Annotated in this window: 17 protein-coding genes; 7 read left to right on the plus strand and 10 right to left on the minus strand. The window is 41.5% G+C overall.

Going from position 1 to position 17,627, the window contains the following annotated elements:
• Positions 1 to 266: 266 nt before the first annotated feature.
• From fabF to yceD, 8 genes are all read right to left on the minus strand, one after another.
• Positions 267 to 1,517 (minus strand): beta-ketoacyl-ACP synthase II, encoded by a 1,251-nt coding sequence (gene fabF, locus PluTT01m_RS14575; RefSeq protein ID WP_011147051.1) that lies wholly within the window; start codon positions 1,515 to 1,517, stop codon positions 267 to 269.
• Between the two features lie 73 nt (positions 1,518 to 1,590).
• A complete protein-coding gene (gene acpP / locus PluTT01m_RS14580) occupies positions 1,591 to 1,827 on the minus strand; it encodes an acyl carrier protein (RefSeq protein WP_011147052.1) in 237 nt (78 codons plus the stop codon).
• A 154-nt stretch (positions 1,828 to 1,981) separates the two neighbouring features.
• Complete coding sequence (fabG, locus tag PluTT01m_RS14585) at positions 1,982 to 2,716, minus strand: 3-oxoacyl-ACP reductase FabG (RefSeq protein ID WP_011147053.1); 735 nt, start codon at positions 2,714 to 2,716, stop codon at positions 1,982 to 1,984.
• A gap of 7 nt (positions 2,717 to 2,723) precedes the next feature.
• On the minus strand, positions 2,724 to 3,656 hold the full coding sequence (gene fabD / locus PluTT01m_RS14590; protein ID WP_011147054.1) for an ACP S-malonyltransferase: 933 nt from the start codon (positions 3,654 to 3,656) through the stop codon (positions 2,724 to 2,726).
• 24 nt (positions 3,657 to 3,680) lie between these two features.
• Complete coding sequence (locus PluTT01m_RS14595) at positions 3,681 to 4,634, minus strand: beta-ketoacyl-ACP synthase III (RefSeq protein ID WP_011147055.1); 954 nt, start codon at positions 4,632 to 4,634, stop codon at positions 3,681 to 3,683.
• A gap of 6 nt (positions 4,635 to 4,640) precedes the next feature.
• Positions 4,641 to 5,678, minus strand: a complete 1,038-nt coding sequence (gene plsX, locus PluTT01m_RS14600) for a phosphate acyltransferase PlsX (RefSeq protein ID WP_011147056.1) — start codon at positions 5,676 to 5,678, stop codon at positions 4,641 to 4,643.
• Between the two features lie 28 nt (positions 5,679 to 5,706).
• Positions 5,707 to 5,877: a 50S ribosomal protein L32 gene (gene rpmF, locus PluTT01m_RS14605; RefSeq protein WP_011147057.1), complete on the minus strand. Its 171-nt coding sequence runs from the start codon at positions 5,875 to 5,877 to the stop codon at positions 5,707 to 5,709.
• A gap of 12 nt (positions 5,878 to 5,889) precedes the next feature.
• Positions 5,890 to 6,414 (minus strand): 23S rRNA accumulation protein YceD, encoded by a 525-nt coding sequence (gene yceD / locus PluTT01m_RS14610; protein WP_011147058.1) that lies wholly within the window; start codon positions 6,412 to 6,414, stop codon positions 5,890 to 5,892.
• A 142-nt stretch (positions 6,415 to 6,556) separates the two neighbouring features.
• Here yceD and PluTT01m_RS14615 point away from each other — a divergent pair, with 142 nt between their 5' ends.
• Complete coding sequence (locus tag PluTT01m_RS14615) at positions 6,557 to 7,147, plus strand: Maf family protein (RefSeq protein WP_011147059.1); 591 nt, start codon at positions 6,557 to 6,559, stop codon at positions 7,145 to 7,147.
• On the opposite strand, the gene rluC is transcribed toward PluTT01m_RS14615, so the two are convergent.
• Positions 7,144 to 8,103, minus strand: coding sequence for a 23S rRNA pseudouridine(955/2504/2580) synthase RluC (gene rluC / locus PluTT01m_RS14620; RefSeq protein WP_011147060.1), 960 nt, complete (start codon positions 8,101 to 8,103; stop codon positions 7,144 to 7,146). The two genes, PluTT01m_RS14615 and rluC, sit on opposite strands and share 4 nt — an antisense overlap.
• Before the next feature lie 559 nt (positions 8,104 to 8,662).
• On the opposite strand from rluC, the gene rne reads away from it, so the two are divergent.
• Together rne and PluTT01m_RS14630 are read left to right on the plus strand one after the other, a co-directional pair.
• Complete coding sequence (rne, locus tag PluTT01m_RS14625; protein WP_011147061.1) at positions 8,663 to 11,767, plus strand: ribonuclease E; 3,105 nt, start codon at positions 8,663 to 8,665, stop codon at positions 11,765 to 11,767.
• A 184-nt stretch (positions 11,768 to 11,951) separates the two neighbouring features.
• Positions 11,952 to 12,584, plus strand: a complete 633-nt coding sequence (locus PluTT01m_RS14630; protein ID WP_011147062.1) for an SDR family oxidoreductase — start codon at positions 11,952 to 11,954, stop codon at positions 12,582 to 12,584.
• Positions 12,585 to 12,628: 44 nt separating this feature from the next.
• On the opposite strand, the gene tmaR is transcribed toward PluTT01m_RS14630, so the two are convergent.
• A complete protein-coding gene (tmaR, locus tag PluTT01m_RS14635) occupies positions 12,629 to 12,946 on the minus strand; it encodes a PTS system regulator TmaR (protein ID WP_011147063.1) in 318 nt (105 codons plus the stop codon).
• A 1,193-nt stretch (positions 12,947 to 14,139) separates the two neighbouring features.
• On the opposite strand from tmaR, the gene PluTT01m_RS14640 reads away from it, so the two are divergent.
• The 4 genes from PluTT01m_RS14640 (at position 14,140) to sbcB (ending at position 17,610) form a co-directional block, all read left to right on the plus strand.
• The gene (locus tag PluTT01m_RS14640; protein ID WP_041380119.1) at positions 14,140 to 14,370 is read left to right on the plus strand and encodes a hypothetical protein; all 231 of its coding nucleotides are present in this window, start codon (positions 14,140 to 14,142) and stop codon (positions 14,368 to 14,370) included.
• Between the two features lie 1,125 nt (positions 14,371 to 15,495).
• Positions 15,496 to 15,726, plus strand: coding sequence for a type II toxin-antitoxin system RelE/ParE family toxin (locus PluTT01m_RS14645; protein WP_228956933.1), 231 nt, complete (start codon positions 15,496 to 15,498; stop codon positions 15,724 to 15,726).
• Positions 15,716 to 16,024 carry a helix-turn-helix domain-containing protein gene (locus tag PluTT01m_RS14650; protein ID WP_041380121.1) on the plus strand — a complete coding sequence of 103 codons (309 nt, stop codon included), beginning with the start codon at positions 15,716 to 15,718 and terminating at the stop codon, positions 16,022 to 16,024. Before PluTT01m_RS14645 ends, PluTT01m_RS14650 begins: the two co-directional genes overlap by 11 nt.
• 155 nt (positions 16,025 to 16,179) lie before the next feature.
• Positions 16,180 to 17,610 (plus strand): exodeoxyribonuclease I, encoded by a 1,431-nt coding sequence (gene sbcB, locus PluTT01m_RS14655; protein ID WP_011147067.1) that lies wholly within the window; start codon positions 16,180 to 16,182, stop codon positions 17,608 to 17,610.
• The last annotated feature ends 17 nt before the right edge of the window (positions 17,611 to 17,627 follow it).

Consider the following 17,627-nt stretch of genomic DNA (forward strand, 5'->3'; position numbering starts at 1 on the left):
AAATGTCCATGATTCTTGCCACAAAAAAAGCTCCAATAATTATTAACTATTGGAGCTCTCTATACTATCGCCTTAAAGTATTTACAAAATCATATACCCGTTATCTTTCAAGTTGCCTCTTTGTTGGCTGCACTCTCTCACCCCGGTCACATCGTTATCTATGCTCCCGGGGATTCGCTCCCTTGCCGTCGCGATCCATCTTGAAATCCATTGGGTATACTAAGCGGAACTCAACCGTATTTTTCTGTAATATCAGGCTCTACCTGTTAATCAGGTTTAATCTTACGGAAAATCAGTGAGCCGTTAGTACCACCGAAGCCGAAAGAGTTACACAATGCATATTCCATCCCCTCTACCTTACGGGACTCATTTGGCACGAAATCCAGACGGCAGTTCTCATCCTGATTTTCCAGGTTGATAGTCGGCGGAACAACTTGATCACGCAATGCCAGGATAGTGAAAATAGATTCAACGGCCCCCGCAGCGCCCAACAAATGACCCGTCATTGATTTAGTGGAGCTCACTAAAACATCAGTGCCTTCACCAAACACGGACTCAACTGCATGCGCTTCTGCTAAGTCGCCAGCAGATGTTGAAGTACCGTGAGCATTAATATATCCCACTTGCTTGGTAGTGATACCGGCATCTCTCAGCGCATTTTCCATCGCCAACGCAGCACCTGCACCATTTTCTGGTGGTGACGTCATATGATAAGCATCGCTGCTCATGCCAAAGCCAACGATTTCTGCGTAAATTTTCGCACCACGTCTCTTCGCATGCTCATACTCTTCCAGTACCAGGATACCTGCGCCATCCCCCAGAACAAAGCCATCGCGGTCTTTATCCCACGGACGACTTGCACCTTGTGGATTACCGTTACGGGTAGATAAAGCTCGGGCAGCACCAAAACCACCAACCCCCAGAGGAGTACTGGCTTTTTCTGCACCACCGGCCAGCATAATGTCAGCATCATTATAAGCAATAATACGGGCAGCATGACCAATATTATGTACACCTGACGTACATGCTGTGGCGATAGAAATACTTGGGCCACGCAAACCGTAAATAATACTCAGATGACCTGCTACCATGTTTACGATCGTAGAAGGTACGAAGAACGGGCTGATCTTACGAGGACCACTCGCCACCAACGCCCCGTGATTTTCTTCAATCAGACCCAAACCACCAATACCAGAACCAATAGCAGCACCAAAACGACTAGCATTGGCTTCTGTTACTTCAATTCCAGAATCTTCAATGGCTTGCACACCTGCTGCAATACCATATTGAATGAAATCATCCATTTTTCGTGCATCCTTGCGCGAAATATTGAAATCTTCATGATTAAAACCTTTAACCAGACCAGCAAACTTAGTTGCATGGTGACTGGTGTCAAAATGGTCAATAAGGCTGATACCACTCTGTCCGGCACAAACAGCTTTCCAAGAAGATTCAGCTGTATTACCGACAGGAGATAACATGCCTAGTCCGGTCACAACTACTCGACGCTTAGACACGCTTATCCTCCAAGGAGGGAAATTATTTAGGGCAGAAACATAGGCGGTCGAATGACCGCCTAGGTGTGTTCACTTATTCGCTTTGGTTCTGGACGTAATCAATAGCTGCCTGAACTGTAGTGATCTTTTCTGCTTCTTCATCTGGAATTTCGATATCGAACTCTTCTTCCAGAGCCATTACCAGCTCAACTGTGTCAAGAGAATCAGCGCCCAAGTCATCTACAAAAGAAGCTGAATTAACAACTTCTTCCTCTTTAACACCAAGTTGTTCAACGATGATTTTTTTAACGCGTTCTTCAATAGTGCTCATGCTATTAAATTTCCTATCAAAATTCGCTTTCGCGATGGTTTTCGTAGTTTATAAAATACAGGAAAAGATGCAACCCAATCCCGGCTGGTCGAACCACAAACTTGCTCTATTTTGCGTTATTTGACACAAAAAATGCAACTGGTTCGCTCATTTTTTAGTTCATATACATGCCGCCATTGACATGTAATGTTTCGCCTGTGATGTAAGCCGCTTCATCAGAAGCGAAGAAAGCCACAGCACTAGCAATTTCTTTTACATCCCCAAGCCGTTTAGCGGGGATATCATTCGAAAAGTTCGCCAACTGCTCCTCTGGCAACGCTCTTAGCATATCAGTTTCAATAAGCCCTGGCGCGACAACGTTAACAGTAATACCACGGGAAATCACTTCGCGAGCCAATGTCTTACTGAAACCAACAAGCCCTGCTTTCGCCGCTGCATAGCTTGCCTGCCCAGCGTTCCCCATCGATCCAACAACAGAACCAATAGAGATGATACGACCATAACGTTTTTTTATCATGAAGCGCATTGCCGCTTTTGTCATACGGAAAACAGATGAAAGATTAGTGTCAATAACATGCTGCCACTCATCATCCTTTATGCGCATCACCAGATTATCACCGGTGATACCCGCATTGTTCACTAAAATGTCAAGCCCGCCATGCTCTGTTCGGATGGTAGACATAAGCTGTTCAATCGATTCCGGATCAGTGACATTCAGTACAAAACCTTTACCTTTTTCACCGAGGTAAGCACTAATGACTTCAGCGCCTTTATCGCTTGTTGCTGTACCAATGATATAGGCTCCACGCTCTGCTAATAGCTCAGCAGTTGCACGGCCGATCCCACGGCTAGCGCCTGTTACTAATGCAATCTTTCCATCTAATCTCATATTGCCCTCAATTATTTTCCAATGCAGTTATTAGTGAAGCTGTGTCATTAACTGCTGCTGCGCTTAAGGTATTGACAATTCGTTTAGTTAAACCTGTCAAAACTCTACCTGGCCCTATTTCTAATAGCTGACCAACACCCTGTTCAGTAATAAATTCAACTGTTTCTGTCCAACGAACAGGGTTATAGAGTTGTCGTACCAGTGCATGACGGATAGCTTCAGCAGATTGTTCTATTTTCACATCAACATTATTTACCACCGGGAACTGAGGATAGCCAAATTCAATTCCTTCCAAAACAACTGCCAGCTTATCTGCGGCGGGTTTCATCAGTGCACAATGCGACGGTACACTGACTGCCAAAGGCAGCGCACGTTTCGCCCCTGCGGCTTTACATGCATCTCCAGCACGCTCTACCGCCTCTTTCTCACCGGCAATAACAACCTGACCAGGTGAGTTAAAGTTAACAGGAGAAACAATTTGCCCCTGAGCTACTTCTTTACAAGCACGATCAATGGATTCATTATCTAAACCAATAATAACATACATTGCACCAGTGCCTTCAGGTACAGCTTCTTGCATCAATTTGCCACGCAGTTCAACAAGTCTAATAGCTTGTTTGAAATCAATGACACCCGCACAAACCAGTGCAGAATATTCACCAAGGCTATGTCCAGCCATCAGTGATGGTGCTTTTCCACCTTTTTCCTGCCAAACCCGCCAAATAGCAACCGATGCGGCCAACAACGCGGGTTGAGTTTGCCATGTTTTATTCAGTTCTTCTTCTGGCCCCTGTTGAACCAGAGCCCAGAGATCATATCCCAGTACATCAGACGCTTCAGCAAAAGTTTGCTCGACAACTGGGAACGCTGTAGCCAAATCGGCCAACATACCAAGGTCTTGAGAACCCTGACCAGGAAATACCATTGCAAATTCAGACATAGACATGTTCATCTTCCTGTCAAATTAAAAACGTATCAGTGCCGAACCCCAAGTAAGGCCACCACCAAAAGCCTCAATTAAGATTAACTGACCACGCTTAATCCGGCCATCACGTACTGCTTCATCAAATGCTGTGGGTACCGATGCCGCAGAAGTATTACCGTAACGATCTAGCGTTACCACTACTTTATCCATTGTCATGTTTAATTTTTTAGCTGTCGCTGCGATAATACGCAAATTAGCCTGATGAGGTACCAGCCAATCCAACTCACTATATGGTAAGTTATTTGCTTCTAAAGTCTCATCAACTATGTTAGCCAATTCACGGACTGCAATCTTAAATACTTCATTACCGATCATACTAGCATATGCGGGCTCTTTTAGATTCTGACGCTCCTGATAAGGCAATACCAGCAATTCACCATAGCTACCGTTTGCATGAAGGTGAGTTGAAAGAATTCCTGGCTCATCAGAAGCCCCTACCACCATAGCACCTGCACCATCGCCAAACAGGACAAGTGTTCCGCGATCTTCTGGATCAAGTGTTCTGGTAATAGAATCAGAACCAATAACCAATGCATGTTTTGCCACACCGGTTTTAATAAACTTATCAGCAATACTCAGTGCATAAACAAAACCAGAACAAGCAGCAGAAATATCAAAAGCCGCTGAATTTTGGGTACCCAACATGTGCTGAATTTGGCACGCAGAACTGGGGAAAGCATGGGTGGATGAAGCTGTTGCAACAATGATTAAATCAATCTGCTCTTTATCAATGCCCGACATTTCAATTGCTTTCTTTGCAGCCCGGAACCCCATAACCGCAACAGTTTCATCATCAGTAGCAAGACGACGTTCGCGGACACCTGTACGGGTAACAATCCACTCATCAGAAGTATCCACCATTTTTTCTAAATCAGCATTAGTACGCACTTGCGCAGGCAGATAACTACCTGTACCTAAAATTTTTGTATACATGTATGTTCAGTCACTCTTGGGTAATGCTGTTTCCAGGCGTGCAGCAATTCTATCAGGAACCTGCCTTTCAACGGCCTGAACAGCCTGTTCGATTGCGGCTTTAAACGCATGCTCATTAGCCGCCCCATGGCTTTTGATTACAATTCCATATAATCCTAACAGACATGCGCCATTATACTGGTCAGGGTTCAGGTGACCGAAGCGTTTTGTCATCCGTTTTTGCAACCACTTCTTGACTATTCTCAACAACCAGGAAAATTTTTTCTTTTGTCCATCCGATGATTTAAGCAGGGATAAGATAACTCTGATCGCCCCTTCCATCGTTTTTAACGTCACGTTACCTGCGAAGCCGTCACATACCAATACATCACTCTTACCTGTCAGTAATTCATCACCTTCCAGATAACCAATGTAATTTATCGTCGGAATACGCTTTAAAATAGTGGCGGCTTCGCGGATATTATCCAGCCCTTTACTCTCTTCCGTACCAATGTTAAGCAACGCCACCGCGGGATTAACCACCCCCACGACTTCCTCGGCCATCACTGAACCCATAATGGCGAATTGTACCAACATGCGGCTATCGCAATTAACATTGGCACCTAAATCCAATACGACAGTTTGCCGCTGTTTCAGGTTTGGCAACACGGTCATCAAAGCAGGTCTTTCAATGCCTTCTATCGATTTTAGCATCAATTTAGATAACCCCATCAATACTCCGGTATTTCCTGCACTGATACACGCCTGCGCTTCACCTGATTTCACTAAATCCAGAGCAATGCGCATTGATGTTCCTCGGCTGTTACGAATCGCTTGCGACGGTTTCGCATCATTAGCCACAACCCGTTCAGCAGGAACCAATTGTAAACGACTGAGCAACTCAGTATCACTATTTACAAGCATCGGAGAAATGATATCGGGGATTCCGACCAGCAATAATTTAAGTCTAGGGTTAGACGCCAGTGCCTGCAATGCAGCAGGCACCGTAACGCGAGGACCAAAGTCCCCGCTCATAGCATCTAACGCTAAAGTCAGATTAGTCAAGGTATCAACTTGCTAATGACTGGCGAGATTATTTGTTGATGACTTTGCGGCCACGGTAGTAGCCATCAGCAGTCACATGGTGACGCAGGTGAGTTTCACCAGAAGTTTTATCTACAGATAGTAATGGTGCAGTCAGTGCATCATGAGAACGACGCATACCACGTTTAGAACGAGTTGGTTTATTCTGTTGTACGGCCATTGACCTTACTCCTTAAGTACTTTTCTTTAAGCTGGCTAATACGGCAAATGGGTTTGGTTTTTCAGCCTCTAGAGGTAATTCACCAAACACCATGTCCGCTTCGGACACTTCACAGTGTTCAGAATCATGTACCGGAACCACCGGCAGAGAAAGAATTATTTCATCTTCAATCATTGCCAGCAAATCTATTTCGCCAAATTCGTTAACGTCAATTGGCTCATACTCTTCCGGTAATGCTTCAACCTGTTCATCATTGACGACCGGGCTAAAACAATATGTTATGTGAACGTGATGGCTGAAATTACCGCCACAACGCTGACATTCAAGCGTAACATCCACATCGGAATGCCCACGCACAACCGCCAGACGTTGGTTATCTATCTGAAACGATAAAACGCTGTCTACATCATTGTCCACGCTAACCACAGATTCCGCGATACGCAAAACTTGCTCAGGTGAATAACTACCTGCGTAGTCTAATCGTTTCTGAGCTGCGCGAAGCGCATCAATGGTCAGGGGTAATTTTACTTTTTGCATAAGGCGCGCATATTATCTTTGTAATGAGATATAGTCAAAGAAAAAGGCCACACATCTGCACCTTTCCGCCAAATATTCGCTTATTAAGCTGTGCCTAGTTTAAAATGCCTGCAATTATTTCGCCATGTCTTTTGGAAAAATTATGACACAAATCATTTTAGCTTCCACATCAGCTTACCGCCGCATGTTACTGGAAAAACTTCGTTTACCCTTTATATGTGCAGCTCCTAATACTGATGAAACACCTCGAATGAATGAAAATGCAGAACAGCTCGTTATGCGTTTGGCGCAAGCCAAGGCACAGGCATTACAAACAAAATATTCTCAGCATTTGATTATTGGTTCCGATCAAGTTTGTGTTATTAATGGCGAAATCACTGGCAAGCCCCACAGTTTCGAACATGCATTTAAACAATTGCGGCAAGCCAGTGGTCATTGCGTCACCTTTTATACCGGCATTTCTCTCTTTAACAGCAAAACAGGAATAACCGATACCCGTTGTGAATTATTCAATGTCTATTTTAGAGAGCTGGCTGATGATGAAATCCGGGCTTATTTAACCGCGGAAAACCCGCTTAATTGTGCCGGAAGCTTTAAAAGCGAAGGGTTAGGAATCACTTTATTTGAACGACTTGAAGGGAAAGATCCGAATACGCTCATCGGTTTACCATTAATTACATTGACTGAATTATTAATCCGCCAGGGGGTAAACCCACTGACGGCGATAGGTTAATTACTGTGATTCTGACGTAACGTGTTTATACAATAGCGCAATTGCTCATCCATCGGTGCTTCAAGACGTAATGTCTCCCCCGTCGAGGGATGAGTAAATTTTATCACACTGGCATGCAAGAATAGGCGGTTAAGACCCGTAGCTGACAGTTGCGAATCAAAAACTTTATCCCCATAGCGATTATCAAAAGCGATCGGATGCCCAGCATATTGAGTATGAACACGGATTTGATGAGTCCGACCCGTTACCGGACTGGCTTTCACTAACGTTGCATTGGCAAAACGCTCTTCTACTTTAAAACGCGTTTCAGAAGGCTTACCTTCACTGTTTACTTTAACAATCCGCTCACCACTTTGCAGGATATTTTTCAGCAATGGAGCCTGAACAACCTTACAATGTGATGGCCATTGTCCTCGTACTAAAGCCAGATAATCTTTCTGCATCTGTTTAAGGCGTAATTGCTCGTGCAAGGCCCGTAAAGCTGAGCGCTTTTTAGCAATTAACAAAATTCCAGAGGTATCACGATCTAAACGATGCACTAATTCGAGGAATTTTGCTTCCGGACGCAAAACCCGCAATCCCTCAATAACACCAAAACTTAAACCGCTACCGCCATGAACGGCCGTACCAGCAGGTTTATTGAGCACTAGAATATGGTCATCTTCGTATAAGATACAATCGTCTAATGCAGCGACTTTATCCAGTTTAGCTGAAACTGGCACTGCTTGCCGTTCTGCAACCCGAACCGGTGGAATTCTGACAACATCCCCCGCAGACAATTTATACTCAGGTTTTATCCTGCCTTTATTTATCCGCACTTCCCCCTTACGCACAATCCGGTAAATCATGCTCTTAGGAACACCCTTCAAACGCGCTAATAAAAAATTATCAACTCGCTGTCCAGCTTCATCGTCATCAATAGTGACAAATTGTACAACTTGATTATTCGTTTTCATGATAGCAATTTTAATTATCACTCAAGCAGAGTGCTACTCATTTTTAAATATGTGTAAAAATCACGCATACTTTCCGGTTGTTACCTTCGCTACTTTAAGATAAAGATTAAATATTAACTATTTCTTCCTATTTCATCAGAAAAACCGCTTAAAGACATAAAGTCACCTTGCTATCACCCCAACAGCAATGGAATAATACGTAGCCACCATCAGTTTTTTAATCCTGAATGGCGAAGTTAAACGTTTGTTCTTCATTTGATTGCACAAAAACGCAGCAATGGCGTAAGACGTACTGGGAAATCAAATAATTAGCGGGCTACGGGTAGCAGATTACTGGAATCGGATCAAATCAGCTTCATTTATATTTGCAGATTATTCCTAGAAAAGGGTACTGTTTTCTAAGTGAAAATTCAGACCTGCCGAAAATATGCGTCTCTATACAAACGACAACCGGGAGGTTGGCGGATTTGTAAAAGACACGAGACCATCGGTTACCAGTCGCTCATCTATATTTGCCCGTAGCTCTATAACTAATGTAAAAAATAATGAGTAAGTTACAATGAAAAGAATGCTAATCAACGCAACTCAGCAAGAAGAGTTGCGTGTTGCTCTGGTTGACGGGCAACGCCTTTATGATTTGGATATCGAAAGCCCAGGACACGAGCAGAAAAAAGCAAATATCTACAAAGGTAAAATCACCCGAATTGAACCTAGTCTGGAAGCTGCTTTTGTTGACTACGGCGCTGAACGGCATGGTTTCCTTCCTATTAAAGAAATAGCCCGCGAATATTTTCCCAATAACTACCATCCTCACGGTCGCCCTAATATCAAAGATGTTTTAAGGGAGGGCCAGGAAGTTATCGTTCAAGTCGATAAAGAAGAACGTGGTAATAAAGGGGCCGCCTTAACCACTTTTATCAGTCTGGCGGGCAGTTATCTGGTACTCATGCCCAATAACCCTCGCGCAGGCGGTATTTCCCGCCGTATCGAAGGAGATGACCGCACAGAACTGAAAGAAGCGTTGGCATCGTTAGAAGTGCCAGAAGGAATGGGACTGATCGTCCGCACTGCGGGCGTTGGTAAGTCCGCAGAAGCACTACAGTGGGATTTATCATTCCGCCTTAAACACTGGGAAGCGATCAAAAAAGCCGCCGAAAACCGCTCGGCTCCCTTCTTAATCCATCAAGAAAGCAATGTTATCGTCCGGGCTTTCCGCGACTATTTGCGCCCAGACATCGGTGAAATCTTAATCGACAATCCCAAGGTTCTCGATCTGGCACGGCAACATATCACCGCACTTGGCCGCCCAGATTTCACCAGTAAAATTAAGCTGTATAGTGGTGAGGTTCCTCTGTTCAGCCACTATCAGATTGAATCACAGATTGAATCTGCATTTCAGCGTGAAGTTCGCCTGCCATCAGGCGGTGCTGTGGTTATCGATACCACAGAAGCATTAACTGCGATCGATATTAACTCTTCCCGAGCAACACGCGGAGGAGATATCGAAGAGACGGCTTTTAATACCAACCTTGAAGCCGCAGATGAAATTGCCCGTCAATTACGCCTGCGTGACCTTGGTGGTTTGATTGTTATCGATTTTATCGATATGACACCAGTACGTCATCAACGTGAAGTGGAAAACCGACTACGTGATGCTGTTCGTCAGGATCGTGCTCGTATTCAAATTGGCCGTATTTCCCGCTTTGGTCTACTGGAAATGTCCCGTCAGCGCCTGAGTCCATCACTCGGTGAATCCAGCCACCACGTTTGCCCACGCTGTAGCGGCACAGGGACTATTCGTGACAATGAATCCCTGTCGCTATCCATTTTGCGTCTGATTGAAGAAGAGGCACTGAAAGAGAACACGCATCAAGTCCATGCTATTGTTCCAGTACAAATCGCCTCATATCTACTGAACGAAAAGCGCCAGGCAGTCAGTGCAATTGAGCGCCGTCAGGGAGATGTTGGCGTAGTGATCGTGCCTAACGATCAAATGCAGACTCCTCACTTCTCTGTTCTACGTGTGCGTAAAGGTGAGGAAATTTCTGCACTGAGCTATCTGCTTCCTCAATTTCATGAAGCTGGCGCGATAAATCCTCAAGAAGATGTTCAACCTGAACGTAAGCGTCCTGAGCAGCCCGCTATTTCTGCTTTTGCTTTGCCAGCCGATACGCCAGCACAGCAACCATCACATAAAGCAAAAGAGAAAAAGCCAAACCACACTGCTCAGACTATAACGGAACAACCGGGTCTCTTAAGCCGCTTCTTGACTGCTTTGAAAAAAATGTTCAGTACAGAAGCAGAAGAAGAAAAACCGGCACAGAAAAAAGAGAACAAATTATCCGGTCATGATAACCGTCGCTCTTCTGAACGACGCAATCAACGCCGCCAAAATTCACGTAAAGATCGTGATGATAATAATCTGCGTGATGAACAACGTAATAACCGTGATCGTGACGAACAGCGGAAAAATCGAAATACTCAACAGAAAAATGGCACTCAAGATAACAACGTGACGATAGACACTGCTGCTCGTGAAACCCAACAGCAGCAACGTCGCGAGCAACGTGCAGAACGTCAACGCCGTCGTCAGGAAGAAAAACGCCAACTGCAACCTGAAACCCAGAAACCAGAAATTGTTGAAAATGAGGTAGAAGAACGTCTACCGGTTATACCACGTCGCCAACGTCGTCAGCTTGAACAAAAAATTCGCATCATAGATGAAGTGAAAGAAGTTACAACTGTCGCCTCGCTGCCCATACCTGTTGTTACCGAAGAGCAATTACCAGTACCTGTTGAAATACCGCTAGAAACAGCTCAGCCGCAACAATTGACTGAAAATAAAGAGCAACAAGATAATGTTATGCCACGCCGCTCTCGTCGCTCACCTCGCCATTTGCGCGTTAGTGGTCAGCGCCGCCGCCGTTACCGCGATGAGAGAAATCTACTTCAATCACCGGCACCATTATCTATGGCTGTTGCATCACCAGAAATGGCTTCCGGTAAAGTTTGGGTTCGCTATCCGGTGGTTCCGATTTCCATAGAAATGCCTGAGGAAATTTCCATGATCGAACAGCAAGAACAACAAAATGAGGTATTGCCGGTAATAGCAGCAGAAACAGTACCTGCAATCATCGTTGTTGCAGAATCTGAACAAACCGTTATTGAATCTCCGAAGGTAGCAGAGACGCCAGCAGCTCACCAGAACGGAATCAAATCTGCAACAGGAATTACAGAACAAAATGACATTGTTCTACAGCAAACTAAACCAGTGCAGGAAGAGCGGTCAGTTATTGAACTGGTTGCAACAACACCGATTATTCCTGAATTTGAGCAGCAATCTGAAGCAGACGAAGACATTGTTGTTTCTGAAGACGTTGTTGTTTCTGAAGACATTGTTATTTCTAAAGAAATTGCAGCAGTGATGATTATTGAAGAGAGTAAAGATGAAATGGTTAAACAACCTGTTGCTATTATAGCCAAAGTTCATCATTCTTATGCGCCAATGACCAAAGCACCAGCCCCTGAGATGATTGAAAAACCTATTGTTATCAACGAATGGCAACGACCTTTTTCTCATTTTGAAGGGAAAGGCGGAGCGGGGGGCCATTCAGCCACTAATGCGGCTACTTCACCAATGGCTAAACCGCAATTCTTTGAATAAACAACATTATTTAATATTAGCAGAATGGCTCTTTTTAGGGAGCCATTTTTTTTGCTACTAACCCCACAAAAATACTCACCGTTAATTTTATTCTCCCCACATAAGGGTTAGTTTGAGCAGTCATTACCGTGACCCTGTTCAATTAATTATCATTCGATTTCTTATTTAACCAGGAGAATAACCTATGAAACCGTGGCTTATTTTTGGTGCGGGTAGTGGCATTGGACGTCATCTCGTGACTGTCGCACTGCAACAAAAACGTCCCGTCATTGCGCTTATCCGCAATTTTCAGCAGGCTACTGAACTGAGTGCTTTGGGTGTCAAAGTGATACAAGGTGATGCCTGTAATGCTGAAGATGTTGAAAAAACAGTACAACATGTAAGTTCAGAAGCAATCGTCTTTTCTACTATTGGTGGAATTGATTCAGATCTCTTTGGCAATATGACTATCATTGATACTATTGAGAAAACTGAAATAACACGTATGTTACTCGTTACCTCAATAGGTTGTGGCGAAAGCTGGAAAACCCTGTCACCCAGAGTTAAATCATTGTTTGGTCAATCTGTCAGGCGTAAATCAATGGCAGAAAACTACCTTCAGACAAGCTCCTTGAATTACACAATTATTCGTCCAGGAGGATTAACAGATAAACCCGGAACAGGCCATTGTCAAAGATATCAGCATGAAATTCATGGTGCAGCTAGTCGCCAAGATGTAGCACATCAACTGGCAACTATGGCAGAAGAAGAATCTTCATATCAGCAGATTTATACCTTAGTTGATCCAGAGCTTAAACCTGATTGGGCTGTTGCGTAGTCGGTAAGAATAACCACGCATTCGTGCGTGGTTATCTAATAATGCTATTTGAGTTCACCCATTGTTTTAAGCTTTTTAGACAATTCACGACGCTCTTTAGAAAGATCCGCATTTTTAATTATATGATCATCTATACGGTCTTCATAATCACTTCTCATATTCATAATGATGCTCTGAATATCCTCAATTGACATACCAGGTTTGATGTATTCGCTCAAGTTATCAAGCAATAAAACACGCTTCTGGTTATCGCGTATTTTCTTCTCATTATCTGCGATTTCACGCTGCAACTTATTCTTACGACGAAACATACGTACAAACTCCAGCACATTGTGGAATGACGGCTTATTTACGTTATCCATTTTCATACCTTATCTTCAATTTAAACATACAAATTATCCAATCTGACTACACAATAAGACTAAAACCATTAATAGACAAGTCAGTTTCCGTTATTTATTGATTCTCATTAATTACATATATCCGTTATCTTTCAAGTTGCCTCTTTGTTGGCTGCACTCGCTCACCCCGGTCACATCGTTATCTATGCTCCCGGGGATTCACTCCCTTGCCGTCGCGATGCATTTTGAAATCCATTGGGTATGAATCTATTAACTTTTTACTAAAGGTTCATAATATTGACTCAATCGAAAACAATCGGCCAATGCGAATGAATAATAAATCACCAACCTTCCACTGGCAGAAGCACCATTTTCCCTTCCCTATCGTTCATCTTCCATCTCTTACTCTACAATTTTTTCAGATTTCAAATGTACTATCATTAATCACTATGATCTCCATGATTATCTAACAAACGTAATTATATATCTGTCAGAGAAAAAATTTATATATTTGCATATGATAATAATTCAACTATTATTTCATGCAAAATAAATAAAAATTATAAAGCTAATTCTATTTGGAAATTAAATCAGACACTAATAGACAAACCAAATAAAGACAATTAATTATATAGAACATGATAAAATCTTGAATAAAATATTAATATTCCACCAACATTCTATATATCTTAAACTGTCTTCATTATTTTACTTTTCAACTCTTTGTAAAATAGGATTTTCAGAAGATTTTTTTAAAGAAAATTCACATCAAATAGAGAAAACATTTAGTTTATTAGTTTATTAGTTTATTAGTTTATTAGTTTATTAGTTTATTAGTTTATTAGTTTATTAGTTTATTAGTTTATTAGTTTATTAGTTTATTAGTTTATTAGTTTATTAGTTTATTAGTTTATTAGTTTATTAGTTTATTAGTTTATTAGTTTATTAGTTTATTAGTTTATTAGTTTATTAGTTTATTAGTTTATTAGTTTATTAGTTTATTAGTTTATTAGTTTATTAGTTTATTAGTTTATTAGTTTATTAGTTTATTAGTTTATTAGTTTATTAGTTTATTAGTTTATTAGTTTATTATTTAAATATATGTTCAAAATGACTATATTTGTGATACCCATCTTAATAATAAGATAAAAATTTCCTTATTGCTGAAACATAATTAAAATTGACGAAAAATATAACGATAATTAGGTTAGGTGATGAAAAAAATTCCTTTTGATTTGGATGGTTACGAAATTTTTTTTGGTCATGCACGTAGAACAAGAATTCCAATTATAAGAATAACCCACCCCAAAAATGGGGTTTTTATTAAACCATTTTATAGTGTCAATAGAATAAATTTACTTGAAAGAATTCAATATGAAACTGGTTTAAATGATCAATATATTGAATCTATTAATGATCATTTTCAAGAGGTTAATTACCCTTAATAAAGACAAATATATGCATAAAAATATATTCTAATTATTATATATCCTGTTTGCTGATAAAACTCTCTAAACAATTCATCAGCAAACTAGTAAAATATATTTATAGATTACCTTTGACAATACCATTAATAATAGGAAAGCCCATCCTAAAATACTCTTATTAGTCGAATCCTCCTGGGTAAATCTAGGTAAAGAATAATCCCTACGCTTACTAATCATAACCTATTGGAATAATATGCATTTTTCTTTTATTTTTTACGTTATATAGTAAAAAAACGCAGAAAGTACCAAACATATACCTGCAACTATTGCATACTGATATCGATTTTCCAATGTTGACATCAGTGTAAAATAAACTAAACCCATAACTGAAAATACACTCACCGCACCAATTATCCCTTGAATTATGTGCATCACGATTTTCATCATCATTTATCTAATCCTTCAGTGAACTCATCAAATAAACCTCGATGTTGTATACTATAAATGAAAACCTGATCTTCTTGCCCATTTAGTGACTTGATGCCAATTGCATCTCCGACACCACAACCAACAGAAATTAACCCTTAATTTTGGCTATTAATCTTTAAGTAAATTAAATTTTATATATTCACTATATTAATATTTTCAACCTTTCGCTGCATATCTATGCAAACATATCAATATGGTCAAGGGAAAATGGTCTTAAAACATACAATCTTTTATTCCAGGCATCAAAAATGCTAACTAATAACTAACTTCCGCTCATGGAACATGAAAGTAAGAAAATATGTACACAATAGTACTATGATCAATGCCAAAATGTTTTACAGTCAGTTTAGCGCCAAGAGTACCTGACAGGAAATACTCAGCAACCTGAATTCTAGAGGCAACAGGATATTTTTCTTCATAGAACCACCGCCTTAAGTCAGTAATCGGGCACCCAACTTTTGGGGTGCAATTCAATAGAACAAGGAATAGTCACATATACCTGCTTCACATTAGCAAAGTATTGCAAAAATATAACAATTTTGTTATATTTGGTTCATGAAATATACTATCTATTACTATAGCACCGAGGTGGAGAACGAGATCCTTGCTCTCCCTGACACACTTCAAGCCCGTTACATCAGGTATTCCGAAAGAATGCGAGAACATGGTGCCAACCTCGGAGAACCACACACAGAAGCGTTTGGTAATGGGTTGTTTGAACTCAGACTCAAAGGGGCTGAAGGAATTGCTCGCGTATTCTATTGCACAATGATTGGGCACCGTATAGTGATGCTGCACAGCTTCGTGAAGAAAACACAAAAGACCCCACTTAAAGAACGCAGGAAAGCCGAAGTCAGAATGAAAGAGGTAAAAAATGACTGGTAAATATACCCCTCCAACCATGACACACGATGAAATGGTTGCAAAAATGTTGTCAAATCCGGCTGTAAAAGCTGAATACGAGAAACTGGAACAAGAATTTGCATTGCTTGATGAACTGCTAGCTGCACGCAAAAAGGCCGGGCTAACACAAGCGCAAGTAGCTGAACGCATGGGAACCAAAGCAACAGCCATCACACGGCTTGAAAGCCGGCTAGCTTCTGGCACACAAGGGCCTTCGTATAATACATTGAAGAAATATGCAGCAGCTGTCGGTAAAAAATTACAGATACGCCTAGTATGACTTTGTAATCTGATAGACGCCTGTGTAAATAACCAGCCACTATCAGACCTGAATTAACGCTAAATAATAAGTTACCACTTTTTTGGGTATTAAAGCAGATCAAAACCAAACTAAAGCGATAAAAAATAATTAACAACCTTGGACATTGAACAACAGTGAAAAATAGCAGCGAACAACCCACTTTCTACATCCACGACTACGAAACTTTTGGTCAACATCCGGCCTTAGACAGACCGGCTCAATTTGCTGGTGTTCGTACTGATATGGATTTCAATATTATTGAAGAGCCATTAGTTATTTACTGTTCACCTGCTGATGATTATCTGCCACAACCAGAAGCTGTCATGATTACAGGTATTACACCTCAAATTGCATTAGAAAAAGGGGTCAATGAAGCGGAATTTGCCCGCCAGATTCATAATGCATTCAGTGTACCGAACAGTTGTATCCTCGGTTATAACAACATTCGGTTTGATGATGAAGTCAGCCGGAATATTTTTTACCGTAATTTTTATGATCCATACGCTTATAGTTGGCAAAAAGGTAATTCCCGTTGGGATTTACTTGATGTATTACGTGCCTGTTATGCCTTGCGTCCCGAAGGTATTATCTGGCCCGAGAATGAAGAGGGTCTGCCCAGCTTTAAACTAGAACATCTGACCAAGGCAAATGGCGTTGAACATTCACATGCTCACGATGCTATGTCCGATGTCTACGCCACAATTGCAATGGCAAAATTACTCAAAGAAGTACAGCCAAGGATGTTCAATTATTTCTTTCAGTTAAGAAATAAGCAGAAAATTAACGCTCTCATCGATATCCCCCAAATGAAACCGCTGGTTCATGTTTCCGGGATGTTTGGTGCTGCTCGCAGCAACCTCAGTTTGGTTGCACCTCTTGCCTGGCATCCAGCCAATCAGAATGCCGTTATTGTGTGCGATTTAGCTGGGGATATTTCACCATTATTGGAACTGGATGCAGATGCATTGCGTGAACGTCTATATACCCGCCATGATGAATTGCAACCAGATCAACCACCAGTCCCGATAAAACTGGTTCATATTAATAAGTGCCCGATAGTCGCCCCCGATAATACTTTGCGCACAGAAGACGCTGAACGTATCGGTTTGGATCGTGATTATTGTGGAAGAAATCTAGCTATTCTGCAAAATAATCCACAAATCAGAGAAAAAGTTGTAGAGCTATTTGCAGAGGCAGAACCTTTCCCTGAATCCAATAATGTTGACACTAAGCTGTATGATGGCTTTTTTAGCAGTGCCGATAAAGCAGCAATGAATATTATCCGTGAGACTCTGCCTCAGAATTTACCGGCACTCGATCTGACTTTTCAAGACTCACGGATTAAAACGCTGTTATTCCGCTATAGAGCCAGAAACTACCCTACGACTCTGACTTATGATGAACAACAACACTGGTTACGTCATCGTCAAGAAATATTCACTCAGGATAAACTCAGTGAATATTTCTTTATAATTGAACAGCTCTTTACTGAATATCAAGGCAACGAAGAAAAATGTCGTCAACTTAAAGCACTCATGGAATATGCAGTGCAACTGGCTGGATAATTAAGCGGGGCGTGAAT

The sequence above is a fragment of the Photorhabdus laumondii subsp. laumondii genome (assembly GCF_003343245.1).
Taxonomy (GTDB): domain Bacteria; phylum Pseudomonadota; class Gammaproteobacteria; order Enterobacterales; family Enterobacteriaceae; genus Photorhabdus; species Photorhabdus laumondii.